Below are 23614 nucleotides of genomic sequence, written 5' to 3' on the forward strand. Positions count from 1 at the left end.
AACATGAAATAAAAAGGAATGGAAAGACATCGTACTCGCTCTGAATATTTCAATGTTTGAAATGGGCTTCCTTTTAGAGAGGTTAGGCTTTATGTGAGCAGGCAATAGTTTGACAAATTCAATTATATTGGAATGCGGCCAACAATAAAAAAGAGGACCTGGCGTCATCCAGTCCCCTAAAGTGTAAGCCGGAGCTATACATTTTGTGAAATATCAGGTCAATGAGAAATTATTTAATTCAACTTATATAATCATTTTTTATCATATTGCTACGGGATGCAGACCATAAGGGGTTTGCGATTACTCTCCCCAAACATATGGAGTTTCCTGATACACATAGTAATTCAACCAATTAGAAAACAGCAGACTGCAATGACTTTTCCAGCGATGCTTAGGCTGACGGTCCGGGTCATTATTGGGATAATAATTTTCCGGCAATGCTGTATCTACACCACGGGCGTGATCTCTTTCATATTCTTCTTTTAATGTAGTCGCAGTATACTCTAAATGCCCTGTTGCCATAATATGCTTGCCGTCCTTGGAAGCAAGTAAAAATACACCGGCATCATCGGATACAGCTAATAATTGCAAATCAGGGTGATTATCAATCTCTTCCAAAGAAACGGTGGTGTATCGGGAATGCGGTGCTAAGAATATTTCATCAAATCCTCTTACCAGACGTTCTTTCGGTGCCAATACCTCATGTTCAAAAATGCCAAAGCATTTTTTCGGGAGAGCCTGCTTATCAATGCCGTAATGATGATATAATGCTGCCTGTGCTCCCCAGCAAATATGCAAGGTGGATGTAACATGATCCTTTGTCCAGTCCATAATTTCCTGAAGCTCTTCCCAATAATCGACGTCTGTAAAAGAAAGATGCTCCACCGGAGAGCCTGTGATAATCATCCCGTCAAAAGTTTTATTCTGAACCTCCGCAAAGGTCTTGTAAAATGTATCCAGATGATTCTGGTTTGTCGTTTTTGACTCATGTGAGGCCATCCGTAAAAAAGAAATCCGCACCTGCAATGGTGTATTCCCCAAATATCTTAACAGCTGTGTTTCTGTTTTTTGCTTTTCGGGCATTAAATTAAGGATAAGGATGCTCAGTGGACGAATCTCCTGTGAATCAGCACGCTGTTCGTCCATTACAAAGATATTTTCCTCTTCTAAAATTTCTTTCGCTGGCAGCTCTCTCGGAATTTTAATTGGCATTGTCTGACCTCCATTCACTTTTCAGCTTTATTCATTTCAAACGAGCTTTTATTTGAAAGATAATGATTTTCTTCCAAATTATTAGTCTATTTCTTATTGTAAAGGCTTGCTGAAAAAGTTCAACCCTTCTTTCCTTCTTTTCAGCAAAATAAGCAAATATTTATTCTAATCTTGGATGAATAATCTGTACCTGACGCATACTTTTTAAAATTAATAGCAGCTGCTCTGCCATGTAATACGTACTATAGCTGAAATTATTTTCTGCCCATTCAGATATCATACCAATAATTGCGTTCGCAAAGAAACTGGCCTGCAAAGCCTGATCCGGCTGATTTGCTTCCTTTTTTATTTTCATTAAATCATGAATCGTTAAGCCCTTTAACACCTTGAAAATCTGTGTTTGAAAATAAGTCAGTTTGTCTGTCCGCAGCATTAAGGCATAGAAGCCCTGGAATTTTTCCACATGTTCAAAAATTTTAACTGTGGAAGCAGTAAGATTATCCAGATTAAATATACGCTGTTCTTTATAAGGCATACGATAGGATTGGATTAAATCTTCCATAATATCCTCTGTTAGCTCCAATAAGATATCTGTTTGCGATTTATAATGCTTATAGAAAGTTCCTCTGTTTAAATCTGCACGTTCCACGATATCTGTTACGGTAATTTTATTAAATTCCTTTTCCTCTATTAATTGGATGAGCGCATTTCTCATCGCTGTTTTTGACTTGCTGATCCGCCGATCTTCAGGATTTAACATGGATAAATCCCCCCAAAATTTAGTAATTAGACAAATATACATGGAAGTGTTGATAAACATACATTTTAATCATTTTTTGCATATTGTTAATAGGATATCCCTATTTTAAGATGGATAGGAAACAGGCACAATTTTTTTACAGGAGGGGTAAGATGAAACTAAAAGACAAAGTAGCCGTTGTAACCGGAGCAGCTTCCGGCATGGGGAAAGCGATTGCAGAATTATATGCCAGGGAAGGCTGTAAAGTGATTGCTGCAGACATGAACCTGCAAGGGGCAGAAGAAACCGTTCAATCCATTACAAATAATGGAGGTACAGCCAAAGCAATAAAAGTAAACATCGCTGAACTGGAAGACATCGAAAATATGATTGATGCAGCAGTATCTGAATTTGGAACGCTTGATATCTTAGTAAACAACGCTGGTATTATGGATGGTATGGAAGCAGCCGGAGATATTGATGATAAAAAATGGGATCTAATTTTTGATGTAAATACAAAAGGAGTTATGCGTGCTATTCGCAAGGCAATTCCTATTTTCCTGGAAAAAGGGAAAGGCAACATCATTAATACAGCCTCTACAGGAGGATTAAATGGAGCTCATGCAGGTGCTGCATATATGGCATCAAAGCATGCTGTCGTGGGCTTAACAAAAAATACAGGCTTTATGTATGCCAAGGAAGGTATTCGCTGTAATGCAATTGCTCCCGGCGGGGTAGCAACAAATATCACTTCCTCTGTATCCGATTTCAATCAATTTGGTGCAAGCCGGACACAATTAGCACAGGCAGTGATGCCTAGAGTCGGACAGCCGGAAGAAATTGCACAGGTTGCGTTATTCTTAGCTTCCGATGAATCCAGCTTCGTCAATGGAACTGTTATTACTGCAGATGCCGGCTGGACAGCAGCTTTTTAGCTTTTACTTTTACGGATGCAGATATCATTTCTGCATCCGTTTTTATTGTGGTCAGAAAAACAGCCGCCTTGCAAATAATATCCCTATGCTTCTGGTGAACTGTTCTCATCTTCTCCCCATTGATAATATCCTATCTCATTTTTTAAGACGGAATGCTTCTGTCGGAAAAATGATAAAATCCTTTTTAGATACGGTTAATTTCATCTGGATTGGCAATGCTATTAAAAAGAAATCTATGATGAAATGAGGCTCAACACATGTCTGAAAACGAAAAATCTGCTAATCAAACTAATCTCGAAAATGATAAGACCCTGACTACCCGTCAAGGTCATCCCGTAACTAACAACCAAAATATCCGCACTGTCAACAATCGTGGTCCTGCTACATTGGAGAACTATGATTTTATTGAAAAAATAAGTCATTTTGATCGCGAAAAGGTTCCGGAACGTATTGTGCATGCACGCGGTGCCGGGGCACATGGCTATTTTGAAACCTATGGAACAGTTGGTAATGATCCTGTTTCCAAGTATACAAGAGCAAAGGTTTTCCAGGATAAAGGGAAGCAGACACCCGTATTTGTCCGTTTCTCAACAGTAGTTCACGGTAATCATTCTCCCGAGACAGTCCGTGATCCGCGCGGTTTTGCTGTTAAATTTTACACAGAGGATGGCAACTGGGATCTGGTCGGCAATAATATCAAAATTTTCTTTATCCGTGATGCAATGAAGTTTCCTGATATGATTCATGCTTTCCGGCCGGATCCGGTCACCAATATTCAAGATTCCGAGCGCTTCTTTGATTTTTGCTCCAATTCTCCAGAATCGTTCCATATGGTCACCTTTATCTATTCACCATGGGGAATTCCGGCAAATTACCGTATGATGCAGGGATCTGGCGTAAACACTTATAAATGGGTCAATCAGGACGGAGAGGCTGTTCTCGTTAAATACCATTGGGAACCGAAACAAGGTATTAAAAACCTTACGACCAAAGAAGCTGCTGAAATCCAGGGTGAGAATTTTAACCATGCTACCCAGGATCTATATGATGCGATTGAAAAAGGCGATTATCCAGAATGGGAGCTGCTGGTACAGATTATGTCAGACGACGATCATCCAGAGCTTGATTTTGACCCGTTGGATGACACAAAATTATGGCCGGAGGATAAATTCCCGTGGCTTCCGGTAGGAAAAATGGTACTTAATAAAAATCCGGAAAATTATTTCACAGAAGTTGAGCAGGCATCATTCGGGACCGGTGTATTAGTGGACGGACTGGATTTTTCCGATGACAAAATGCTTCAGGGACGAACCTTCTCCTACTCCGATACACAGCGTTACCGTGTTGGGGCAAATTACTTGCAGGTGCCGATTAATGCAGCTAAAAAACGGGTTGCTACCAATCAGGAGGGCGGACAGTTACGTCAGCAAAATGACAAAGCTCCCGGACAAAACCCGCATATTAACTACGAACCGTCTGTGCTTGGCGGTTTAGAAGAAGCAAAGCAGACCGGAAAGGAATATACGCCTTATATAGAGGGAAACCTTGTCCGTGAGTCTATTGACCGCAATGATAATACAAAACAGGCAGGAGAAACCTTCCGCCAATTTGAAGACTGGGAAAAAGATGAATTATTGTCCAACATGGTTGGTGATTTATCGACCTGTGACAAACGTATCCAGGATAAGATGATTGCCCTTGCGGAACAAGCTGATGAAGAATATGGACGCCGTCTGAGAGAAGGCTTGGAGCATACGAAAAAGCATGGCACCAGCCAGAATCCATTAGGTGCATCAGATGCAGAACAAGCTCCAAAGCACGCAGAAGATTTAGGACATGACGCTGACCCTTATTAATATAAAACAAAAGTGCCTCAAGGTTTATACCTCCTGAGGCACTTTTACTTTACGCTTCATCCAAAAGCGGACGAACCTGTTTTTTATATTCTTCATAAAGTGCTTCCCATGATTGTTTTGGGAATGCCATCTTTCTGCCATTCAAAACCTCATACAGCATCTCTAAACAAACTTGCCAGCCTGCTAAATCTTTCGGAACATGATCATTTAGAATCGGGATGTATTCTTTTAATAACAGTACAGATTCATCTTCTTTTGGCTCCAATTCAAATCGGACAGAGCCGTCTCCCCATTCAAACTGCCAATAAGCATTTTCTTTACAATCCAAAATAGAGATATTAAAGGAATGTCCTGTACCGTCATTCATATTGAATTTCATGATTCCGTTTGTATGCAAATCAACTACTTCTAAATTCGGCATCCATTGCTGCAGTTTATCATTTTCTGTTAATGCGCTCCACACCTCTTCAACAGAGTTTTTAAATCGACGTTCAAAAGTTGCTATATAGCCTTTATCTGCTTTTTCTAAAGTTGCCAGCATTATTATTTCCTCCAGTAATAAGAATTGCTTGAATGTGTTCATCTTTATTTTATATTATATCCTTTTTCCCGGCTCTTACTGATATTCTAAGCCGGCTTTATCAAGTATTACCAGTAATAAATGATTCCGCCGGATAGTAATTTATTATTTTGCAGAGCTGTTTCGCCATATAATCAGGAGATTGCTCAAAATCGTTTTTAATCCAATCCAGAATAATACCTAAAATACCATAAGCATAAAACGAGGTATACATATTGTTATCCAATCCATCATGATAAGGGGTAATCAAGTTAATATCCTGCTTGAAAAAACGTGTGATGGATTGCAGAAAGGTTTCATAAAATCCCGGTATCGCTTCAAACTCCCTCCAGAGCGCATAAAAATACTTATTTTCGATAATATAATTAAAGATAACAATTTCTGAAGGGGCTAATGCATTTAAATGAATATAATTATTCTTTTTGTAGGGAACTTTAAAAGCTTGAATAAGTCCATTAGTCTGATCAGTAATAATTTCCTTTATTAAATCAGCCTTTTGGTTATAGTGCCGGTAAAAGGTAGCACGATTATAATCAGCATGCTCAACAATATCCGTAACCGTTATTTGCTCATAGCTCTTTTCATTCATCAGTGTAATAAGTGCGTACTTCAATAACCTTTTTGTTCTGCGCACCCGTCTGTCCATTCCTAAATCCTTCGTAACCATTTAATATCACCCCGAATCTCTTCTCGTTTTTATACACTTTGTATAGATCTGTTGTTTATGTGTACAGACCTCTGTTTATTACCGATTGAAAGCACTTTCATACCGATTTATACTAATAGTAATTCCTATTTACACTTTAACACAATTCTAAGAATCAAAGGGAGGTCATAGCATTGGAAAAACAGTGGAATGAACAATATGACGTCGTTATTGTAGGTTCAGGTGCCGGCGGTTTGACAGCCGCTTTAACAGCACGCTTACAAGGGTTATCGGCAATTGTCATTGAAAAGACTGCATTATTTGGCGGTTCCACATCAAAATCAGGCGGAACAATCTGGGTACCCAATAATCTTTATTTAGAAGAGGCCGGGGTCAAGGATACGTATGAGCAGGCAAAAGCTTACCTGGATTCTACCGTTGGCGACCGTGTTCCAGATGCTTTAAAAAAGGCTTATCTGAAAAAAGGGCCAGAAATGGTGAAGTATTTACACGAGAATACAGAGCATTTCAGATGGGAATACACTCCCGGATATTCCGATTATTACCCTGAGTCAGCAGGAGGATTAGCCTCAGGAAGAGCTGTTGAAGCCCAGCTTTTCGATCTTAGAAAGCTGGGAGATGATATTAAAGATTTACGCACGTCAGGCTTGCCGACAAAAGGGATGGTACTTAAATCCAGTGAATTCCACAAAGTAAACATGATTATGAGGACATGGATTGGAAAAGTAAAAGCAATGAAGGTAGGAGGACGCTTGATCCGCACACTTATTTCCGGATATAAGCCTACTACTTTGGGAGAAGCTGTTGTTGCTCGTCTATATACCTCACTCAAGGAAGCCGGCGGTGAGGTTTGGCTTAACACACCGTTTAAAGATTTAATCTATAAAGAAAATCGCGTGACAGGTGTTATCGCTGAAAGAGATGGGAAAGAAATTAATATTCAGGCACGTCAAGGCGTCGTATTTGCTTCTGGCGGCTTTTCTCACAGCCAGGAGCTGCGGGAGAAATATTTACCGCAGCCTACTAATACAGAATGGACATTGTCAGCTGAAGAACAGACCGGCGATGTAATTGCTGCTGGTGTAAAACTTGGCGGACAATTGGATTTAATGGACAAAATGTGGGGAACGCCTACCTCAGCACCGCCTGGAGCTCCGGCGTTTATGCCTGTCGCTGAGCGGGCCACACCCGGCTTAATTATCGTGAACGGGAATGGCGAGCGCTATATCAATGAATCAGTTCCATATCATGAATTTGTAGATCAAATGTATGAAAATAATAACGAACAGAGCTCCACGATACCGTCATGGATGATTTTTGATAAACGGGTGAAGAATCGTTATCTCGTATTTGGGATTATGCCATTACAGCAGCTCCCTAAAGAATGGTTTGAAACGGGGTATGCAAAAAAGGCAGATACTGCTGAAGAGCTGGCTAAGCAAATCGATGTGCCTCCAGAAAAATTCACTGAGACCATTTCCAGATTCAATACATTTGCAGCTAAAGGGAAAGATGAGGATTTTCAGCGTGGGGAAAGTGCTTATGATAGATATTATGGTGATCCAACCTTAGATAACCCTAATCTGGCGCCGCTTGACAAAGCACCTTACTATGCGATTCCCATATATCCAGGCGATATCGGAACAAAAGGCGGTCTGGTCATCGATGAAGCGGCAAGAGTGATCAGGGAAGATAGTACGCCAATAACAGGTTTATACGCTACGGGAAACTGTACAGCCTCTGTAATGGGAGAAACCTATCCCGGGCCAGGTGCAACGATTGGAGCATCTATGGTGTTTGGTTATGCAGCTGCAGTGGATATAGCTGAAAGCACGAAAAAGAAAGAAAGTCCTATTCCAAAGGTGACCATGACAGTTTAAGTATATTTATGTTTAAATAAGGAAGGAGTTTTTTTATGCAGAACAAAATGAAAGCATATCGTCTTCTTGATTGGCAGACGAAGCCTAAAATAGTTGAAACGGAAATCCCTGAACCGGAAAGAGGTGAGGTATTAATAAAGGTAGCTGGAAATGGCCTTTGTCATTCAGATATTTCTATGCAGCAAATGCCTAAGGAGATGGTGGAACCCATCGGGTGGAAGGTTCCATTTACTTTAGGGCATGAAATTGGCGGCTGGATAGAAGAACTGGGTGAGGGAGTTACAGGCTTTAAAGCTGGAGATCCTGTTGTTTTGGTCAGCTCTTATTTCTGCGGGAACTGTGAATATTGCCTCAAAGGACAAACAAATAATTGTGAAAATGCTGCAGCCGGAAGAGGCTATGGAATGAATGGCGGCCTGGCAGAATACGTTTTAGTGGACAAGCCGCAGCAAATTATCAAGCTCGACAAATTGGATCCGGCAACTGCCGGCCCATTAACCGATGCCGGAAGCACCTCTTATCATCCGTCAAGCGTATATTGCCCAAATTGATTCCAGGGTCAACAGCAATTGTAATTGGCGCCGGAGGGCTGGGAGGGTTCGCTATTCAATTTATCCGTGAGCTCAGTCCTGCCAAAATAATTGCTATCGACACGAACGAGAGCAGATTAAAAGTTGCCAGAGATTACGGTGCACATCAGACACTGATTGGAGTGAATGAATCTACATTGGGAGAAATAATGGAATTAACTGATGGACGTGGAGCCGAGGTTGTGCTGGATTTTGCCGGGTTTGATGCAACCATTGAAACAGCTTTAGCTGCTGTCAGAAAATCGGGTTCATTTGGCTTAATCGGTGCTGGAATGGGAACGTCAAAAAAACCTTGGTATGGAAGTCTTCCGTTAGATGGAGAAGTATTTAATTTTCAGGGCGGCTCCATCAATGATACAAAAGAAGTTATTAAACTGGCAGAAGCCGGACTTATTCGAAATGAAGTTGAGCTCTTTCCTTTGAAGGATGTAGAAAAAGCATATGAAAAGATGGAACAAGGATCGCTGCGTGGGAGAGCTGTTGTCAAACCATAATAATCACAGGAATTTAAAGCTCCCGGTTCATTTTTTTGAGGAAGAGACCCTGCTAACCTTATAAAGGAGAGAGTTCATTTCTTACTATACCGAAAAAAAGGATTTCGATTCACTGCCACTGTCACAATAGCTAAATCGAAATCCTCTTTTTTTATTCCATGCCATACCATTAGATTCAAGCCTCTCTTTCTAAACGGAAATACGACTTTTTCCAGTTCTTTTCTTTATGCTTTTTCCGTTTACTTTTACATTGCTTCATTGTCTTCCTGACATCTTCCATTTGGTAATCCATTTGACTTTTCAACATTTCATAAGATGAAAACATAGGATAAATCAGCTCCTGAGAATAAGTTATTTGATACTTCTATTGTATCGCCTCATCTCTTTCCGCACATCAGATCCATGACTGATTTATCCCTTGAAATTATCGCTGCTTCAGACCGAAGAGTTCCTCCTGCTTAAGGTGGAGATCACCTCCGTCTTGCCTCATTTTAAAGTAGAGTTACTGCAAATATCAGCTCCAGTTGAACTGTTTATTTCTCCCCCATCGACTTTTCAATAACATCCAGTACTTGCTGCAGCTTCTGAACCGGAATTTGTCCCGGCGCTGAAGCTCTTTCTCCAGCTCCAAAGGTTAGTACCGATCCAAAGACCTGTCCAGATAACCGGGTGATCACTCCAAGAGGACCCATCGCCATTGTAATCATTGGCTTCTCTGTATGTTTTTTCATTTCATTAGTTGCTGTGAGCAGCTCGAGGACATCCTCTGTGTTATTCGGCACCACGGCAATTTTTAATACATCGCCGCCAAGCTCATCTGCCCACTTTAATCGATTGATAATTTCTGATTGTGCTGGTGTTTTTTGAAAATCATGATTGGAAATGATTACGTATGTATGCTGCTGATGCGCGACAGAAATCAGCTTCTTAACCGTATCTTCTCCCTGATACAATTCCACATCCACAAGATCCGCAAGACCTGTCTGGATGACAAATTGGTTCAATGATACATAATCTTCTTTGGAGAGTTCCTTCTCTCCTCCCTCTTGATGACTGCGAAAAGTAAAAATCAGCGGAATCCCTTTTAAAACGTTCACCAAATCTTTTAGAACCTCCAGCACTGCTGCATGATTTTCCACTTCTTCAAATATATCCGCTCGCCATTCAATAACATCTATTGCCTCTTTTTGATAACGTTTCGCCTCTTCAATAATTTCTGCTTTTTTTGATGAAGTTATAGGAATGCAGATACTTGGCTTCCCTTCTCCCAGTGTTATATTTTTAATTGTTAATGCTTCTGTCATAATCAATCCATCTCCATTCTTTACTGAAACTTATCCTTTTGAAAAACTTGTTTATCACGTACGATACCTGCCTCTTTCCCTATGAGAAAAATGAAAAACAACCCATGTTACTGCAACCAGCAGCATAACAATACTGGATAGATAAAAAACGGCAGAGATTCCATATAAATCTATAATAATAAATGATAGCAAGGGACCGATTGCCGCTCCTAAATCTACAGCCACCGTATGCAGGGTCATCATCTTAACGGGGTTACTTCTCGCTGCCGCATCGCCCGCCAAGGTGTCTGTTATCGTTAAAAGTCCGGTTGAAACCATCTGGAAAAACATAATAGTTATTAATAACAGCACAAAGGATTCCACACGGCCTATAATCAGAAAAGCAATGCTGCCTAATGTTAACGGGACAAGAATCCAGTTATATTTATACTTGCTCTTATCTACAAACCTGCCTATCATTGGAGCAAATACAGGATCCCACGCCCAGCGGATTGCCTGTATTATTCCGGCCAGTGTTGCAGCGCCAATGAAAATACCAAAAAAGGACCAATCAGCATGATAAGTTTGTTCAATCAGCGGACTAAGTGTAGAAGCAAAAATGCCCATCGTGATAAAGCCCATGGTTCCTCCAGTCAGAATGACCAGGACAATATATGGATTGAGGATGGTTTGTTTCCCCTTGGCAGGTAAATCATTGCTTGCAGTTGTTTTTCCATCATCTCTATTATTTTTTGGTACAAGCCTGACAATAAAAGGAAAGACTGCCACAGCAGCCAATACAAACAGGGTGGTCACAAACGGTATCGATAGCTGATCCACTAAAAAGCCTCCTGCCAGCATACCGACTAATCCGCCTAATCCCCATAGTCCATTGTACAATCCCATATAATGACCTCTCGTTTTTTCCGTAGAGAATGTGACAACTGTGAGCATTCCTCCCAGTTTAACAAATGACCAGGCAACTCCCCACAGTATTCTAGCAAGCAGCAACAGCCAAAAGCCCTGAAGCAGACCATAAGATACGGTGCTGAAAGCGGCACATGCTACAGAAATCAATACTCCTGTCCGAATATTGAATTTGCTGTAAAACAGTCCTACTAACGGGGTAATCGATAAGCGGACAAAACGATTGATTGATAGCAGCACGCCAATCTGCCAGATAGCTGTTAATCCGAAATCCTGCCAATATAAAGGGAGTACAATAAAAAGCATCGCATCTCCCATCACAGTTACTGCTGTAATCAGCGCAATTCCGACAACCTTTCTTTTGTCACTCATAGTGTTGGCTCTCTTAAGCTTGCATGATAAGTATCTCCTCTCACTATCAACCTCTCCTGTCTACCTGTTTTATAATCCATCTTCCCAGATTTTTAGATTACTCTCCAACATATCATAAATTCAAAATATTTCATATAGTAAATTTCATTATATAAATAAACCTTATAAATATAAATGTATGTATTTCCAGTTCTATACCTCCCTATTTCACTTTTCTCCGGGATATTTTAAAATTTTATTGACAAGAAACCGTAACACTGTTATGGTTATACACATAAGTATATAACCATAACACAGTATAAGATTAAATATAAATATTTAAAGGAGGATGCACATGTCTTATTCCATTGAAGTAAATGGTTTAACGGTACATTATAAGAATTTTAAAGCATTAGATCAGTTGAATTTCAAACTGTCTTCAGGCAAGGTTCATGGCATATTAGGAAGGAATGGTGCCGGAAAAACAACCCTGTTAACATACCTTGCTTCCTTTCACAAAGCAAAGCACGGAACGATTGTTATTGACGGAGAAGATCCTTTTGAAAATGAACGGATTTTGCAGGGGACGTCTTTTATTTATGAAAAAGATAATACTTACGACTACGATAAAATCGATAAGATTATAAAGAGAATGCTTTATTTCCGTCCATATTTTGATGAGGCTTATGCAAGAGAATTAGTAAAAAGATTTAAAATTCCTACGAATAAAAGTGCTGATCAATTATCAAAAGGACAATATTCCGCTTTGCAGGTTGCCATTGGCTTAGCAAGCAGAACCCCGCTCACTATTTTTGATGAAGCATATCTGGGAATGGATGCACCGGCAAGAGAACTGTTTTACAAAGAAATCTTGTTAGAGCAGGAAAGACATCCGCGTACGATTTTATTTTCTACACATCTTGTTTCAGAAATGGAGTACCTCTTTGATGAAGTCCTTATAATCGATAACGGAAAAGTTTTATTACAAGAAACAAGCGAGCAACTTCTTGAAAAAGGCTTCTCCATTACAGGAGCTAAAGAAGATGTTGAGGCATTCACAAAAACATTAGAGGTCATTTACGAAGAGATGCTTGGTGGAACAAAATCTGTGATGGTTTACGGAACTTTACCGAAACAAGAGCAGCGAGAAGCGGTTGAACTCGATTTAGAAATCGGTTCACTATCTATAAATAATCTGTTTATACATTTGACGAAGGAGGAGGAAAGAACATGAAACAATTTCATTTAGGCTGGGCATTTCTCATTGAACAGATTAAATGGGCTTCCTGGTTCTATAGCATTATAATTGTTTTAACAATTGGAACTACTATCGCGAACCATTGGGGGTTTTTAGATAACCTTGATATCAGCAATACCACTTCTACTATATTTATGTTAATTATCGGATTGCTTTATTCTTATGGGTTCTTAGATTACTATTATAAATTAGGAATTTCCAGGAAAATGTTTTTTAAAGCCGCTTTATTCGCATCTGCTTTGCTTTCTATTATATTAGCTTTGGCGATGATCACCATGATTGTTTTATTTGAGACACTCGTCCCAGCATTAGGATTTGCTGTCCCATGGACAGATCCATTAATCGGCGGCGGGGTATTATCCTTCATTCAAAGCATAGCTGATTATTCCGTTGCCCATTTCTTTTACCTTTTACTTGGCTGGTTTATGGGGCTTGGTTTTTATCGTTTTCGCTGGAAGATTGGATTATTGTTTATCCTTATTTCCTTTCCATTTTTCGGGATATCCGCATTATTACAAGATAAAGCTGATATTGCACATACCATTAAATTTTTCACCGTTAATCTGCAGATTATCAGTATTGGGCCTTATCTTATTTTCTTTATCGTGATAGCCATTTTAATCGTCTGTAACTACCGCTTAACTAGAGACGTACCCATTCGATTATAAAATCATATCAGAAAGGAGGCTATACGAACCATGTCCACACAATTTCGGAGTGATAAACCTATTTTCATTCAGGTCCGGGAACAGATTGAAGACCAGATTGTCAATAATCAGTTAAGGGAAGGCGAGCAGGCTCCCTCCACCAATCAGCTGGTCCAATTTTATAAAATCAATCACGCCACTATTTCCAAGGGTGTTACACAGCTTGTAGATGAAGGTATTCTATATAAGAAGCGAGGTGTTGGTATGTTTGTCGCAGAAGGAGCAAAGCAAAAACTCGTTCAAAAACGAAAGCAGGCGTTTATGGATGATTATATCATCGGTTTAGTCCAGGAAGCAGAGAAGCTTCGTATTACAGAGAACGAAATCATTGACCTGATAAAAAAAGCAAGAAAGGGGGATAAAGCATGAGTTATGCGATTGAAGCAAAAGAAGTCAGTGTACAATATAAAGATTTCACAGCTATTGATCAGGTCAGTTTTCAGCTGAAGGCTGGAAAAATTCATGGCTTATTAGGAAGAAATGGCGCAGGGAAAACTACCTTATTATCTGTGCTGTCAGCTTTTCGAAAGGCTGATAATGGGACTCTCACCATTGATGGAGAAAATCCTTTTGAAAACCCAAGAATCATGCAGGATACAATTTTTATTTTTGATCAGCAGAAGGATTTGGAATATACCTATGACAAAGTTGGAGAAATGTTAAAAGAAATGGCTTATTTCCGGCCAAATTTTGATGAAGCGTATGCTCTTCAATTGGTTAAGAAATTTAAGCTGCCTTTAAATAAAAAAGTGAATCAGCTGTCCAAAGGGAAGAAGTCAGCATTTCAAGCTATTATCGGGTTAGCATCCAGAGCTCCTTTAACTATTTTTGATGAAGCTTATTTAGGAATGGATGCGCCGACAAGGGAAATTTTTTATAAAGAAATTTTAAACGATCAGGAAGAGCATCCAAGAACGATTATTTTTTCAACGCACCTTGTTTCGGAAGCAGATTATCTATTCGATGAAGTGCTGATGATTCATAACGGAAAGGTTTTATTACAGGGCACAAATGAGCAAGTGATTTCTGAAGGGTTCTCTCTTACAGGTTCCCTGGAACAAGTAGATGCATTTACGGAAGGCTTAGAGGTATTAAACAGTCAAGTGCTTGGTGGAACAAAATCTGTCATGGTATATGGCGGACTTTCTGAACAGCAGAGAATTGCTGCTGATCAAGCTGGACTCGAGATTGGCAACCTCTCTCTCCATGATTTGTTTGTGCATTTAACAAAGGGGGAAGAAGAATGAATCCTATTATTTTATCATCCAAAAAAATAGCCGGATTACTATTTAAGGAGCAAGTGAAGTGGACAATATGGTTTCTTTCCTTTATGTTTGTCATTTATATTGTCGTAGTAAGCTTTGCTTCCGGGCCGCATTCCAGTTTTATAGACTTGGCAAACTTTTCAAACGGATCTTCAGCTATTTATATGTTAGTTATTGGTATCCTGACAACATCGACTTTCTTTTATTATTACATGCAGCAAGGAGCTGCCAGAAAAAATTTCTTCTTTGGAGCGGCGCTGACTTCCGTATTACTGGCCGTTGTCATAACAATTATGCTCATCCTGTTAACCTTTATTCTCGAATTTGCAGCTGGATGGACAGGATGGAATATTCATGGACAGGAGTTTGATTTCACAAGCAGCATCTCCGAATTCATTTATATCTTTGTCAGCTTTATTATCATGCACCTTATTTACTTTTTAATCGGCTGGATGATTGGCTTGACCTTCTATCGTTTAGGCTGGCTGTATGGACTTTTATCCATTGCTTGCAGCATTCTTCTTTTAGCAATAACCGGTATTCTCATAGAAGTCACACATTTTTCTTTCTTTACAAATATGATCCATTTGCCAGCTTTTATAGCCTTTCCATTGAACATTGTATTAATTATTCTCCTTTTTGGCGTTAACTATCGGCTGATTAAAGATGTGACAGTAAAAATCTGACTGAATAAAAAGAGTAAAGCATATCATTGAGCGACATGCTTTACTCTTTTATTTTACTTCAACTGCTGCTCTGCAAAAGAACGATACAGCTCATGCGATTCCAATAAATCCTGATGTGTTCCTTTTCCGGTAACCTCCCCATTTTCAATAAAGATAATCTGATCTGCATCAATAATTGTAGCTAAGCGATGGGCAATTACAAATGTCGTTCTTCCTTCCATCAATCGCTGCAATGCTTTTTGAACCACCTGTTCTGATTGACTATCGAGACTTGCCGTTGCTTCATCAAGCAATAAAATTTTCGGATTACGCAGGAAAGCTCTCGCAATATTGATGCGCTGCCGCTGTCCGCCTGATAACTTCGTGCCCCGTTCCCCGACCTGTGTATCCATTCCATTTGGCAGCTCCTGTATAAATTGTGCAGCATAGGCCATTTCCGCAACTGCCCAAAGTTGTTCCTCAGCAATATTTTCTGCATTTTCCAATCCATAGGTTAAATTGTCACGAATTGTTCCAGACATCATCGAGCTTTCCTGAGATACGTAACCGAGCTGGGAACGCCAGGAGGCTAAAGAAATATCCTGAATGGATTCTTCCCCAAGCAGAATGGCTCCTTCATCCGGCTCATAATAGCGTTCAATTAAGCCGAATACGGTGGTCTTCCCTCCCCCGCTTGGTCCGGCAAATGCCACCATTTCTCCCGGAGATGCAGAAAATGATACCTTATTCAGAATCTGCTCGCCTGCTTCATAAGAAAAACTGACTTTTTTAAATTCCAGCGGCAGATCGCCAATCCGTTTTTTAGAGCCGGGCAATACCTCTTCCTCTTCTTCCTGTAAAATTTCTGAAATACGCTCGGTAGCTCCTTTAGCCTTTTGCAATTCCGTGAAAAACATTGCAAATGTCGTTAGAGGCATGACAATCTGAAATAAATACAAGAGAAATGCGACAAGTGATCCGGTTGTCATGGTCCCCTGCTCCACCCGGATACCTCCATAGCCGATAATCATAACGATAACAAGCATGACAATCATATACATAAATGGTGCAATCACAGAGAAAATCTTTGCCTCTTTCAATCCTGTCTGCAATAGCTTGAAAATTCCCTGTAAGCCCCGCTTTTCTTCCTTCTGTTCTGCTGTAGAAGATTTCATTAATCTAATTTCACTGACTGTCTGCTGAATCTCTCCTTGAAAATTAGCTGTCTGATCCTGCAGACTGCGCGATACTTTTGCCATCCGCTTCCCTAACGGCAGCATTACCGCCAATGTAACCGGAACAGCAATAAACATAATTAAAGTCATTTTCCAATCCATAAACAACAGGATAATAACTGCTCCTATAATGGAAATTAGGCCGGAAATAAACTGTGGAAAATGCTGGGATACTAAATCCTTTACAATTCCTGTATCATTAATCACACGGCTGACAGACTCTCCGCTCGGCTGTTTCTGAAAATAAGGAACTGGCAGGCGGATCAGCTTTTTCCATAAGATTTCCCGAAGCCGCGCAACAACCTTTTGTCCGACATAAGCAAGTGCATATGCTGACAAGCCATCTACCAGTGCATGCACGATAAATACGCCAATGATCAGAACAATAAAGCGCCAATCTAAATCTGCGATGGAGAATCCATCCACAAGCTCCCTTGTGAGCAGCGGGATTGTCAGGCCAACTAAAGTAGTCAGGATACTTCCTATTAAACCTAACATTAAAACAAGCTTCGGTATCCTTGTAGATAGTATAAGCTTTATAAAATTACTTGATGATTGCTTCGGTGTTTCCATTTAATTCTCTCCTTCTTCCTCGTCCCATAAAGGACCCATATAATCCGTAGTAATTTGCCCGAGCCACGCTTCTTCCTCTTCTGTAATTGGAGATGGAACAAGCCGCTCGATTTCTTGAATATATGCTTCTATCCGTTCCTCATTCTCTTTGTCCTCAATGTTCAAAGAAAAAATATCTGTTAGTTCTTTCAAAGAGTCCATCCCCACTACCTCCAGGATAAGACGATAAAAATCATCCAGCATCTGTTGAACTTCTGGATCATCTGCCGATTTTCCAAAATGCTTTCTGACCCGTTTATAAAATGTCAGTAATCCCTGTTCAAAAATCATCTTCTCCTTAGCTGTCTGCGGGAACATCTTCTTCATTACATCATCTTTAATAATTCCTTTTGCCAGTTCCTCCTGTTTCTTCTCGTTTTGCATACTTGCCAGCAGACTGATAAGCACAGCGTGGTCCACTTCTTTTTCATTTTCTAAAAGATATACTGTACGCTGGATAGCATCCAAAGCTATATCAATTTGCTCCCTATCCTTAATCAGTTTTGATTCCTGGAGCCTTAATGTATCAATAAAGCTTAAATCAAAGGTATTCGCCTGCATATAAGCTTTGATTTCATCTAAGCTCATTCCTAAAAATTTCATTGTCATAATCTTATGCAGCTGAATCATATCCTCTTGCTCGTAAACTCGGTGTCCTGTATGTTCATCCCGTTTCGGCTTCAATATATTTTTCTCATCATAATAATGCAGTGTCCTTACAGATACGCCTGTTGATTTAGCAAACTCACTGATGGAGAATGTTTCCTTTTTCATATCTGCTTCAAGTCCTTTCCCGATTAATAGCTTTATCATATCACCTCACGTTACGTCAGGCGCAAGCGGGAAGTTGATATTTTTAATACGCAACTGAAGTTAACATAAATGGTTACCCTTCATTGGTTGTTTCCTGTCCATTAATCGTTAAAATAAAAGTATACCCAAACGAAAGGGATGCATGGGATGAACAAAATTACCTTATCACGAAACCTTGCTTTTTTAAGAAGAGAAAATAATTATTCCCAGGAAGAATTAGCAGAAAAAATTGGTGTCACCCGCCAATCAATTGCCAAATGGGAAAATGGAGAGTCCTTACCCGATATTATCAATTGTGATGCACTCGCCGCCTTATTTGATGTTTCTTTAGATAATTTAATTCATTATGATCAAAAAGAGAGCGGCTTTCCAATTCCTCCAAAGGGAAAGCATATGTTTAACACCATTCCCTTAGAGAAGGATGGTTATGTAAAATTACCGGAAAAAGCAGTGAGTATGGTCCATATGCAGGAAGGTGATCAGTTTCTTGTTTTAGGTGACGAGAACCCTGAAAGTATCGGTATCGCTTTAGTTCCTGTAGAATTTTTCACAGCGATGACGCAGGGAATTTTAAATCACACAAAGGATCTTAAAAAATGAAGGAATATATTCTCGAAGCTAAAAATATTTTCAAAGACTATAATGGTTTTCAAGCATTGGAAAATGTATCTATATCCTTGGAGAAGGGGAAAATTTACGGCCTGATTGGTCAAAACGGAGCCGGTAAAACCACATTTATGCGGATTATTGCCGGTTTATCCTTTCCCACTTCCGGCGAGCTGTATTTATTTAACCAATCGAATCAAAAAGCATTGCAGGCTGGCCGGAAACAAATGGGCAGTATGATTGAGAACCCCAGTATTCTCGGGTATTTGAGCGCGCGCGATAATCTCCGTGTCCATAAAAAGATGAAAGGTATCAAAGATGAAAATGTGGACCAGAAAGTGCTCGACATCGTCGGACTGGGGGCTGCCGGTAAAAAGAAAGCAAAAGATTTCTCCTTAGGTATGCGTCAGCGCCTGGGAATTGCCATCACTTTACTTGGTAATCCGAGAATACTGATGCTTGATGAGCCTGTTAATGGTCTGGATCCGAGCGGTATTGCTGAAATCAGGCAGCTAATAAAGAGCCTGGCCGCTAAATATCAAATAACCATTCTTTTATCCAGTCACCATTTAGCAGAGCTTCATCAAACTGCTGATGAATTTATTATTGTTAATGAAGGAAAAATCCTGAAAACGCTCAGCCATGACAAATTAGAGGAACAAATCAACAAACACCTTCTTATTGATTGTAATGAGCCGGAGAAGCTGCAGAAGGTGCTGAAAGAATCCCTTCAAACAGAGAATTTTATTGTCCAGCCTGATAAAAGTATTAAATTGTATGACTTTATTAATAAAAAAGAGGAATTATCAAAAGCCTTAATCAATCATGATATTGTTGTTACTACTTTTACAACGCAGGAAGAGACCCTGGAAAGCTATTACCTTCAATTAATAGGAGGTGTTAGCTGATGCAGCTGTTAAACGCTGATTTCTTTAAATTAAGCAGGTCCATTTCTCCCTGGACAGTATTTATTTTATCCATTCTCAGCGCAATTATTTTTACTGCCAGTTCTCATTATGTTTCTATTGGAAGTCTCAGCTTAGAGGCTGCATCCGGTACCTTGTCACTGTTTTCTGAAACACAGATGATAGCATTGCTGGGAAGTATCGCTGCAGGCATTTGCCTTACGACCGATTTTGAAAATAAAATCATTGAAAATGCTGTGTCGGGCGGGCATAGCAGAAACACAATTATTATTAACAAGATTATTTCATTTTTTATTTTAATTGCATTGTTATATCTGCCCTATATCATTATCACAGTTATTTTTGCTTTTACGGATACAGCATTCAGCGGTTTTATTCCGACACCGACCTTAAACATTTTAGCCGGGGCAGCAGAACAGGAAGTTACAGCCGGATTGCTCGGCAAAATCATATTGATCAGCGGGCTTTCATTGCTTATCTTCTTCAGTCAGCTGATGGTCAGCATGTTTTATATGTTTCTATTTAAAAAAGCAGTTTTCGTTATCGCTGCCACGTATATGACCAGCCTGATTCTTGGACCAATCTCAAGTCTGAATGACACGGTTCATTCTGTAATAACCTATACTCCGTATGGGATTGATTTATCCCGGTTAACTCTTGAGATGAGCGGGAAATTTGTTACAAAGAGTGTGATTATCTGCTTGTTATTTATTTTCATTTTCTATCTGGTCAGCTTTCTTATCTTCCGGAAAGCGGAAGTAAAATAACCTTACAGGCTATGCAATAGCACTCGTGTTCCTTATTCACCGTACGAGAGATGTAAAAACGCATACTTTCATTTGACAGAATAAAAACATGCCGATATCATATTCTCTATGAAAGTGAGTGACTAACATGAAAACATATACGTATAAGATAACCAATGACTGTGAAATAAAAGGTACACTTCATGAAACAGTCAAAAAACACGCACCTCTGCTCATGTATATTCATGGAGGCGGATTAATATGGGGTGCCAAAGACGATTTGGATAAAAAACAGATTGCGTTGTATACTGATGCCGGTTTTAATGTATTTTCCATCGATTATCGGCTGGCTCCGGAAACAAAGCTGCCGGAAATTATAGAAGATATACGCGATGCCATTATCTGGCTGACTGAGGAAGGAAACCGGCAATTTGACTTTGATATGGAGAACATTGCCGTCATTGGATCTTCTGCTGGTGCTTATCTGGCATTAATGACTGGCACACTGGCAATCCGCCCCAAAGCAATTGTTTCCTTCTATGGCTACGGAGACATTACGGGAGACTGGTATACTGAGCCCAGCCCCCATTTTACAAAAATGCCTTCAGCCCCGGAAATGCTTGCCAATCAATTAATTATGGATAAGCAGATAGCCTTCTCTCCTATTGAAAAAAGATATGCCATCTATCTTTATTGCCGGCAGCAGGGGAAATGGATCGATTATGTAACCGGCAAAAGCTCCAATGAGGATTTATCTTCCTTAAAGGAGTACTGTCCTGCCCATCTCGCGGACAGTAACTATCCTCCAACCCTGCTTTTGCATGGTGATCAGGATGAGGATGTACCATATCAGGAATCAGTTAATATGAAGCAGGTATTGGAAGAGGCGGGTGTCGTTAACCAATTGATTAGTATATCCAATGGAAAACATTCTTTTGATCAGAACATGGAAGATCCACAAGTCATTCAGGCTTTTGAAAAAGTAATTCAATTTCTGAAACAGCAGCTTGATTAATTTTTTACAAAGAATATAATAGCTCCACAGAAAAAGCAGGAAAGCACTTATCTTCAAATAGTGTGCTTCCTGCTTTTTTGTTTAAATTATCTTACTGTTGTTGAAATCGAGATTGCGTATAGCTCCGCTCCGACCAACCACTACGCTTTCCGACGTACAGGACGTACTAGTGCAGACGTTGCAACAACTCTTTTCGATGGGGTGAGTAATCGCAACCCCAGGACGTTGCGATCTTAGTCTGCCATGGGGACGGCTTCAGCTAACTTGAAAAGAAAACCGCTTTTCAAGTGGATCTTCAGCTCGCCCCACCGGAAACATTTGTACGTCGAAAGCAAAACGGTCCGCCGTAGCGGTAGCCTTACACGTTACCTTCTTTTTCTAGATTGAGTTTATGCTTTATCAAGAGATAGGTGGAAGGAACGATCAACACAGGTCCCAGTGATAAGCAAGTTATTTTTTAGGTGCGAAAGTTGAATTAACATAAAAAAAGAGCAGTCTGTATTCGTTTTATCTGAATAGACTGCTCCGTGTTCAAATTTTATTCGAAACTAATTTCAACATAAATTTGCTTGTTTTTTACTACTCCTCTTTCTGTGTAAAAAGTTATTCGGCTGACTCATATATATCAAGAGCGGCTTGCAGTCCTTTCCCGGAATTCAGCTGAGCTCCATGACGAATTAATACACCTTCCAGTGCCGAAATGACAAATAATACATTTTCCTTTCGGCAGCTGAAGCCCATCGTACCAATACGCCAGATTTTCCCATGTAAAGGACCAAAGGAACTCGCAATTTCGATTCCAAATTGCTCAAGAAGCTTCGCCCTGACAGAATCGCCATCAATACCATCCGGAATTTTTATACAAGTTACCATTGGCAGCTTCCAGGCAACATCATTAAATAACTCCAGCCCCATTGCTTTAATCCCTTCCATCAGAGCTTTTTCATGGAGTTTATGCCGCTCAAAACGAGTTTCAAGTCCTTCCTGCAAGACAATTCTTACGCCTTCCCGCAAACCATAAAGCATGGTGGTTGCCTCTGTATGATGATTCAGTCTTCTCGAGCCCCAATAATCCTGCAGCTGACTTAAATCAAAATAATTACTTTGAATTGGCTCTCCTGTATTAACATGATCCTCCGCAGTAGCAATTCCTTTTTCCACCTTTTTTCTGGTCGAAAGAATATGTTCAACCCGTTCATTATAAGTGATTGGTGCCATCCCCGATGGGACCGACAGACATTTCTGGGTGCCTCCAATAACAGCATCCAGCTGCCATTCGTCCACTTTCACAGGTGTACCGCCTATTGTTGCAACAGCATCCACGATACATAACACATCTGCTTCCCGGCAGGCCGGTCCAATCCGATCCAGAGGCTGCATACATCCTGTAGAGGTTTCTCCATGTACAATAGCGAGTACTTTGGGGTTTACTTTTTTCATCTCTTCAATAATCACTTCCTGGTCAAAAACCTCTCCCCACTCACAGTGGATTGTGTGTACCTCAGCCCTGTTTCTTTCAACAATTTCAGTCAGTAAATGACCAAACCTTCCAAATATAGGAATAAGCACTTTATCCCCAGGCTCAATGACACTGCTTAACAAAGCTTCTATCCCGGAACGTGATGTTCCATCTATTGGAAAAGCCCATTTATTCTTTGTTTGAAAAACTTCCCGAAGCATGTCCATTGTCTCATTCATCATTTCTGTAAAAGCAGGATCAAATTGTCCAAGAATCGGTGTACTCATTGCACGAAGTACTCTTGGATCAACCTCAACCGGACCCGGTGTCATAATCGTTCGTAAAGGAGTATTAATTTCTTGATAACTTTTCATTCCCAGTCCTCCAATAAGCTAATTTATTTAATATTTTTCTAAAGCAAATTCATTCTCTGCTCCGATACAGTATCTGTTTCCATTGATTTGATGGGAATCCCAAATATACTGGTCCGTTATAGTATCGTCTATAATAACATAAGCATCTGTCTACTTTCCACTTTCACTTACAATACCAACACCCGAACTCATCTTTATTACGCTTTGATTTTTCTAAGCAGCAACCAGATTATTTTAGATTTTCAATTAAAATCTACGTATCTTGTATTCATTTTTGTTAATTAATGTGATATTAATTGACATGTACATGCATAGTTTCATTTTAAAACAACCATTTCCTCAAAACATGAACATAATTGTAGAACAGCATATGCGTTTTTGGCTAATTCAACTAAAAATCAGTGAGGGAAAAAACATCC

At 39.9% G+C, this 23614-nt stretch carries 24 protein-coding genes; 14 read left to right on the forward strand and 10 right to left on the reverse strand.

Annotated elements, in window-relative coordinates; all coding sequences use genetic code 11:
* Window positions 1-300: 300 nt before the first annotated feature.
* On the reverse strand, window positions 301-1212 hold the full coding sequence (gene metA / locus BN1068_RS19945; RefSeq protein ID WP_077604578.1) for a homoserine O-acetyltransferase MetA: 912 nt from the start codon (window positions 1210-1212) through the stop codon (window positions 301-303).
* Between the two features lie 160 nt (window positions 1213-1372).
* On the reverse strand, window positions 1373-1972 hold the full coding sequence (locus tag BN1068_RS19950) for a TetR/AcrR family transcriptional regulator (protein ID WP_175637207.1): 600 nt from the start codon (window positions 1970-1972) through the stop codon (window positions 1373-1375).
* Between the two features lie 152 nt (window positions 1973-2124).
* Between BN1068_RS19950 and BN1068_RS19955 the strand changes: the two genes are divergently transcribed.
* Both BN1068_RS19955 and BN1068_RS19960 read left to right on the forward strand, forming a co-directional pair.
* Window positions 2125-2886, forward strand: a complete 762-nt coding sequence (locus tag BN1068_RS19955) for an SDR family oxidoreductase (RefSeq protein WP_077604580.1) — start codon at window positions 2125-2127, stop codon at window positions 2884-2886.
* Window positions 2887-3143: 257 nt separating this feature from the next.
* Window positions 3144-4742 carry a catalase gene (locus BN1068_RS19960; protein WP_077604581.1) on the forward strand — a complete coding sequence of 533 codons (1599 nt, stop codon included), beginning with the start codon at window positions 3144-3146 and terminating at the stop codon, window positions 4740-4742.
* A 49-nt stretch (window positions 4743-4791) separates the two neighbouring features.
* On the opposite strand, the gene BN1068_RS19965 is transcribed toward BN1068_RS19960, so the two are convergent.
* Together BN1068_RS19965 and BN1068_RS19970 are read right to left on the reverse strand one after the other, a co-directional pair.
* Window positions 4792-5283 carry an SRPBCC family protein gene (locus BN1068_RS19965; RefSeq protein ID WP_077604582.1) on the reverse strand — a complete coding sequence of 164 codons (492 nt, stop codon included), beginning with the start codon at window positions 5281-5283 and terminating at the stop codon, window positions 4792-4794.
* A gap of 100 nt (window positions 5284-5383) precedes the next feature.
* On the reverse strand, window positions 5384-5989 hold the full coding sequence (locus tag BN1068_RS19970; protein ID WP_077604583.1) for a TetR/AcrR family transcriptional regulator: 606 nt from the start codon (window positions 5987-5989) through the stop codon (window positions 5384-5386).
* Window positions 5990-6162: 173 nt separating this feature from the next.
* Between BN1068_RS19970 and BN1068_RS19975 the strand changes: the two genes are divergently transcribed.
* From BN1068_RS19975 to BN1068_RS23865, 3 genes are read left to right on the forward strand one after another with little or no spacing between them, the layout of a single operon-like run.
* The gene (locus tag BN1068_RS19975; RefSeq protein ID WP_077604584.1) at window positions 6163-7869 is read left to right on the forward strand and encodes an FAD-dependent oxidoreductase; all 1707 of its coding nucleotides are present in this window, start codon (window positions 6163-6165) and stop codon (window positions 7867-7869) included.
* A 35-nt stretch (window positions 7870-7904) separates the two neighbouring features.
* The gene (locus BN1068_RS23860) at window positions 7905-8420 is read left to right on the forward strand and encodes an alcohol dehydrogenase catalytic domain-containing protein (RefSeq protein WP_217697334.1); all 516 of its coding nucleotides are present in this window, start codon (window positions 7905-7907) and stop codon (window positions 8418-8420) included.
* Window positions 8408-8953 carry a zinc-binding dehydrogenase gene (locus BN1068_RS23865; RefSeq protein ID WP_217697335.1) on the forward strand — a complete coding sequence of 182 codons (546 nt, stop codon included), beginning with the start codon at window positions 8408-8410 and terminating at the stop codon, window positions 8951-8953. Before BN1068_RS23860 ends, BN1068_RS23865 begins: the two co-directional genes overlap by 13 nt.
* 175 nt (window positions 8954-9128) lie before the next feature.
* Here BN1068_RS23865 and BN1068_RS23755 read toward each other — a convergent pair whose 3' ends face one another.
* The 3 genes from BN1068_RS23755 to BN1068_RS19990 all read right to left on the reverse strand — a co-directional run bounded on the left by BN1068_RS23755 (window position 9129) and on the right by BN1068_RS19990 (window position 11535).
* Window positions 9129-9278, reverse strand: coding sequence for a hypothetical protein (locus BN1068_RS23755; RefSeq protein ID WP_175637208.1), 150 nt, complete (start codon window positions 9276-9278; stop codon window positions 9129-9131).
* A 208-nt stretch (window positions 9279-9486) separates the two neighbouring features.
* Window positions 9487-10257 (reverse strand): type I 3-dehydroquinate dehydratase, encoded by a 771-nt coding sequence (gene aroD, locus BN1068_RS19985; RefSeq protein WP_077604585.1) that lies wholly within the window; start codon window positions 10255-10257, stop codon window positions 9487-9489.
* Window positions 10258-10311: 54 nt separating this feature from the next.
* Entirely contained in the window at window positions 10312-11535 is a 1224-nt protein-coding gene (locus BN1068_RS19990; RefSeq protein ID WP_077604586.1) for an MFS transporter, read from the reverse strand.
* Window positions 11536-11869: 334 nt separating this feature from the next.
* On the opposite strand from BN1068_RS19990, the gene BN1068_RS19995 reads away from it, so the two are divergent.
* The 5 genes from BN1068_RS19995 to BN1068_RS20015 are packed head-to-tail and all read left to right on the forward strand — an operon-like array spanning window position 11870 to window position 15430.
* The gene (locus tag BN1068_RS19995) at window positions 11870-12748 is read left to right on the forward strand and encodes an ATP-binding cassette domain-containing protein (protein WP_077604587.1); all 879 of its coding nucleotides are present in this window, start codon (window positions 11870-11872) and stop codon (window positions 12746-12748) included.
* On the forward strand, window positions 12745-13440 hold the full coding sequence (locus BN1068_RS20000; RefSeq protein ID WP_077604588.1) for a hypothetical protein: 696 nt from the start codon (window positions 12745-12747) through the stop codon (window positions 13438-13440). The genes BN1068_RS19995 and BN1068_RS20000 overlap by 4 nt, the downstream gene beginning before the upstream one ends.
* Before the next feature lie 30 nt (window positions 13441-13470).
* Window positions 13471-13848, forward strand: coding sequence for a GntR family transcriptional regulator (locus BN1068_RS20005; protein ID WP_077604589.1), 378 nt, complete (start codon window positions 13471-13473; stop codon window positions 13846-13848).
* Window positions 13845-14726, forward strand: coding sequence for an ATP-binding cassette domain-containing protein (locus tag BN1068_RS20010; RefSeq protein WP_077604590.1), 882 nt, complete (start codon window positions 13845-13847; stop codon window positions 14724-14726). Before BN1068_RS20005 ends, BN1068_RS20010 begins: the two co-directional genes overlap by 4 nt.
* Window positions 14723-15430 (forward strand): hypothetical protein, encoded by a 708-nt coding sequence (locus BN1068_RS20015; protein ID WP_077604591.1) that lies wholly within the window; start codon window positions 14723-14725, stop codon window positions 15428-15430. The genes BN1068_RS20010 and BN1068_RS20015 overlap by 4 nt, the downstream gene beginning before the upstream one ends.
* Window positions 15431-15483: 53 nt before the next feature.
* Here the strand turns inward: BN1068_RS20015 and BN1068_RS20020 are convergent, their stop codons facing one another.
* A complete protein-coding gene (locus BN1068_RS20020; RefSeq protein WP_077604592.1) occupies window positions 15484-17217 on the reverse strand; it encodes an ABC transporter ATP-binding protein in 1734 nt (577 codons plus the stop codon).
* Window positions 17218-18069, reverse strand: coding sequence for a MerR family transcriptional regulator (locus BN1068_RS20025; RefSeq protein WP_077604593.1), 852 nt, complete (start codon window positions 18067-18069; stop codon window positions 17218-17220).
* 147 nt (window positions 18070-18216) lie between these two features.
* Between BN1068_RS20025 and BN1068_RS20030 the strand changes: the two genes are divergently transcribed.
* From BN1068_RS20030 to BN1068_RS20045, 4 genes are all read left to right on the forward strand, one after another.
* Window positions 18217-18669, forward strand: coding sequence for a helix-turn-helix transcriptional regulator (locus BN1068_RS20030; protein ID WP_077604594.1), 453 nt, complete (start codon window positions 18217-18219; stop codon window positions 18667-18669).
* The gene (locus BN1068_RS20035) at window positions 18666-19583 is read left to right on the forward strand and encodes an ATP-binding cassette domain-containing protein (RefSeq protein ID WP_077604595.1); all 918 of its coding nucleotides are present in this window, start codon (window positions 18666-18668) and stop codon (window positions 19581-19583) included. The genes BN1068_RS20030 and BN1068_RS20035 overlap by 4 nt, the downstream gene beginning before the upstream one ends.
* Window positions 19583-20368, forward strand: a complete 786-nt coding sequence (locus BN1068_RS20040; protein ID WP_077604596.1) for a hypothetical protein — start codon at window positions 19583-19585, stop codon at window positions 20366-20368. Before BN1068_RS20035 ends, BN1068_RS20040 begins: the two co-directional genes overlap by 1 nt.
* Before the next feature lie 127 nt (window positions 20369-20495).
* Window positions 20496-21362, forward strand: coding sequence for an alpha/beta hydrolase (locus BN1068_RS20045; RefSeq protein WP_077604597.1), 867 nt, complete (start codon window positions 20496-20498; stop codon window positions 21360-21362).
* Window positions 21363-21965: 603 nt separating this feature from the next.
* On the opposite strand, the gene BN1068_RS20050 is transcribed toward BN1068_RS20045, so the two are convergent.
* Window positions 21966-23195 carry a pyridoxal-phosphate-dependent aminotransferase family protein gene (locus BN1068_RS20050; RefSeq protein WP_077604598.1) on the reverse strand — a complete coding sequence of 410 codons (1230 nt, stop codon included), beginning with the start codon at window positions 23193-23195 and terminating at the stop codon, window positions 21966-21968.
* Window positions 23196-23614 lie beyond the last annotated feature (419 nt).

This window comes from Oceanobacillus sojae, assembly GCF_900162665.1.
GTDB lineage: Bacteria > Bacillota > Bacilli > Bacillales > Amphibacillaceae > Oceanobacillus > Oceanobacillus sojae_A.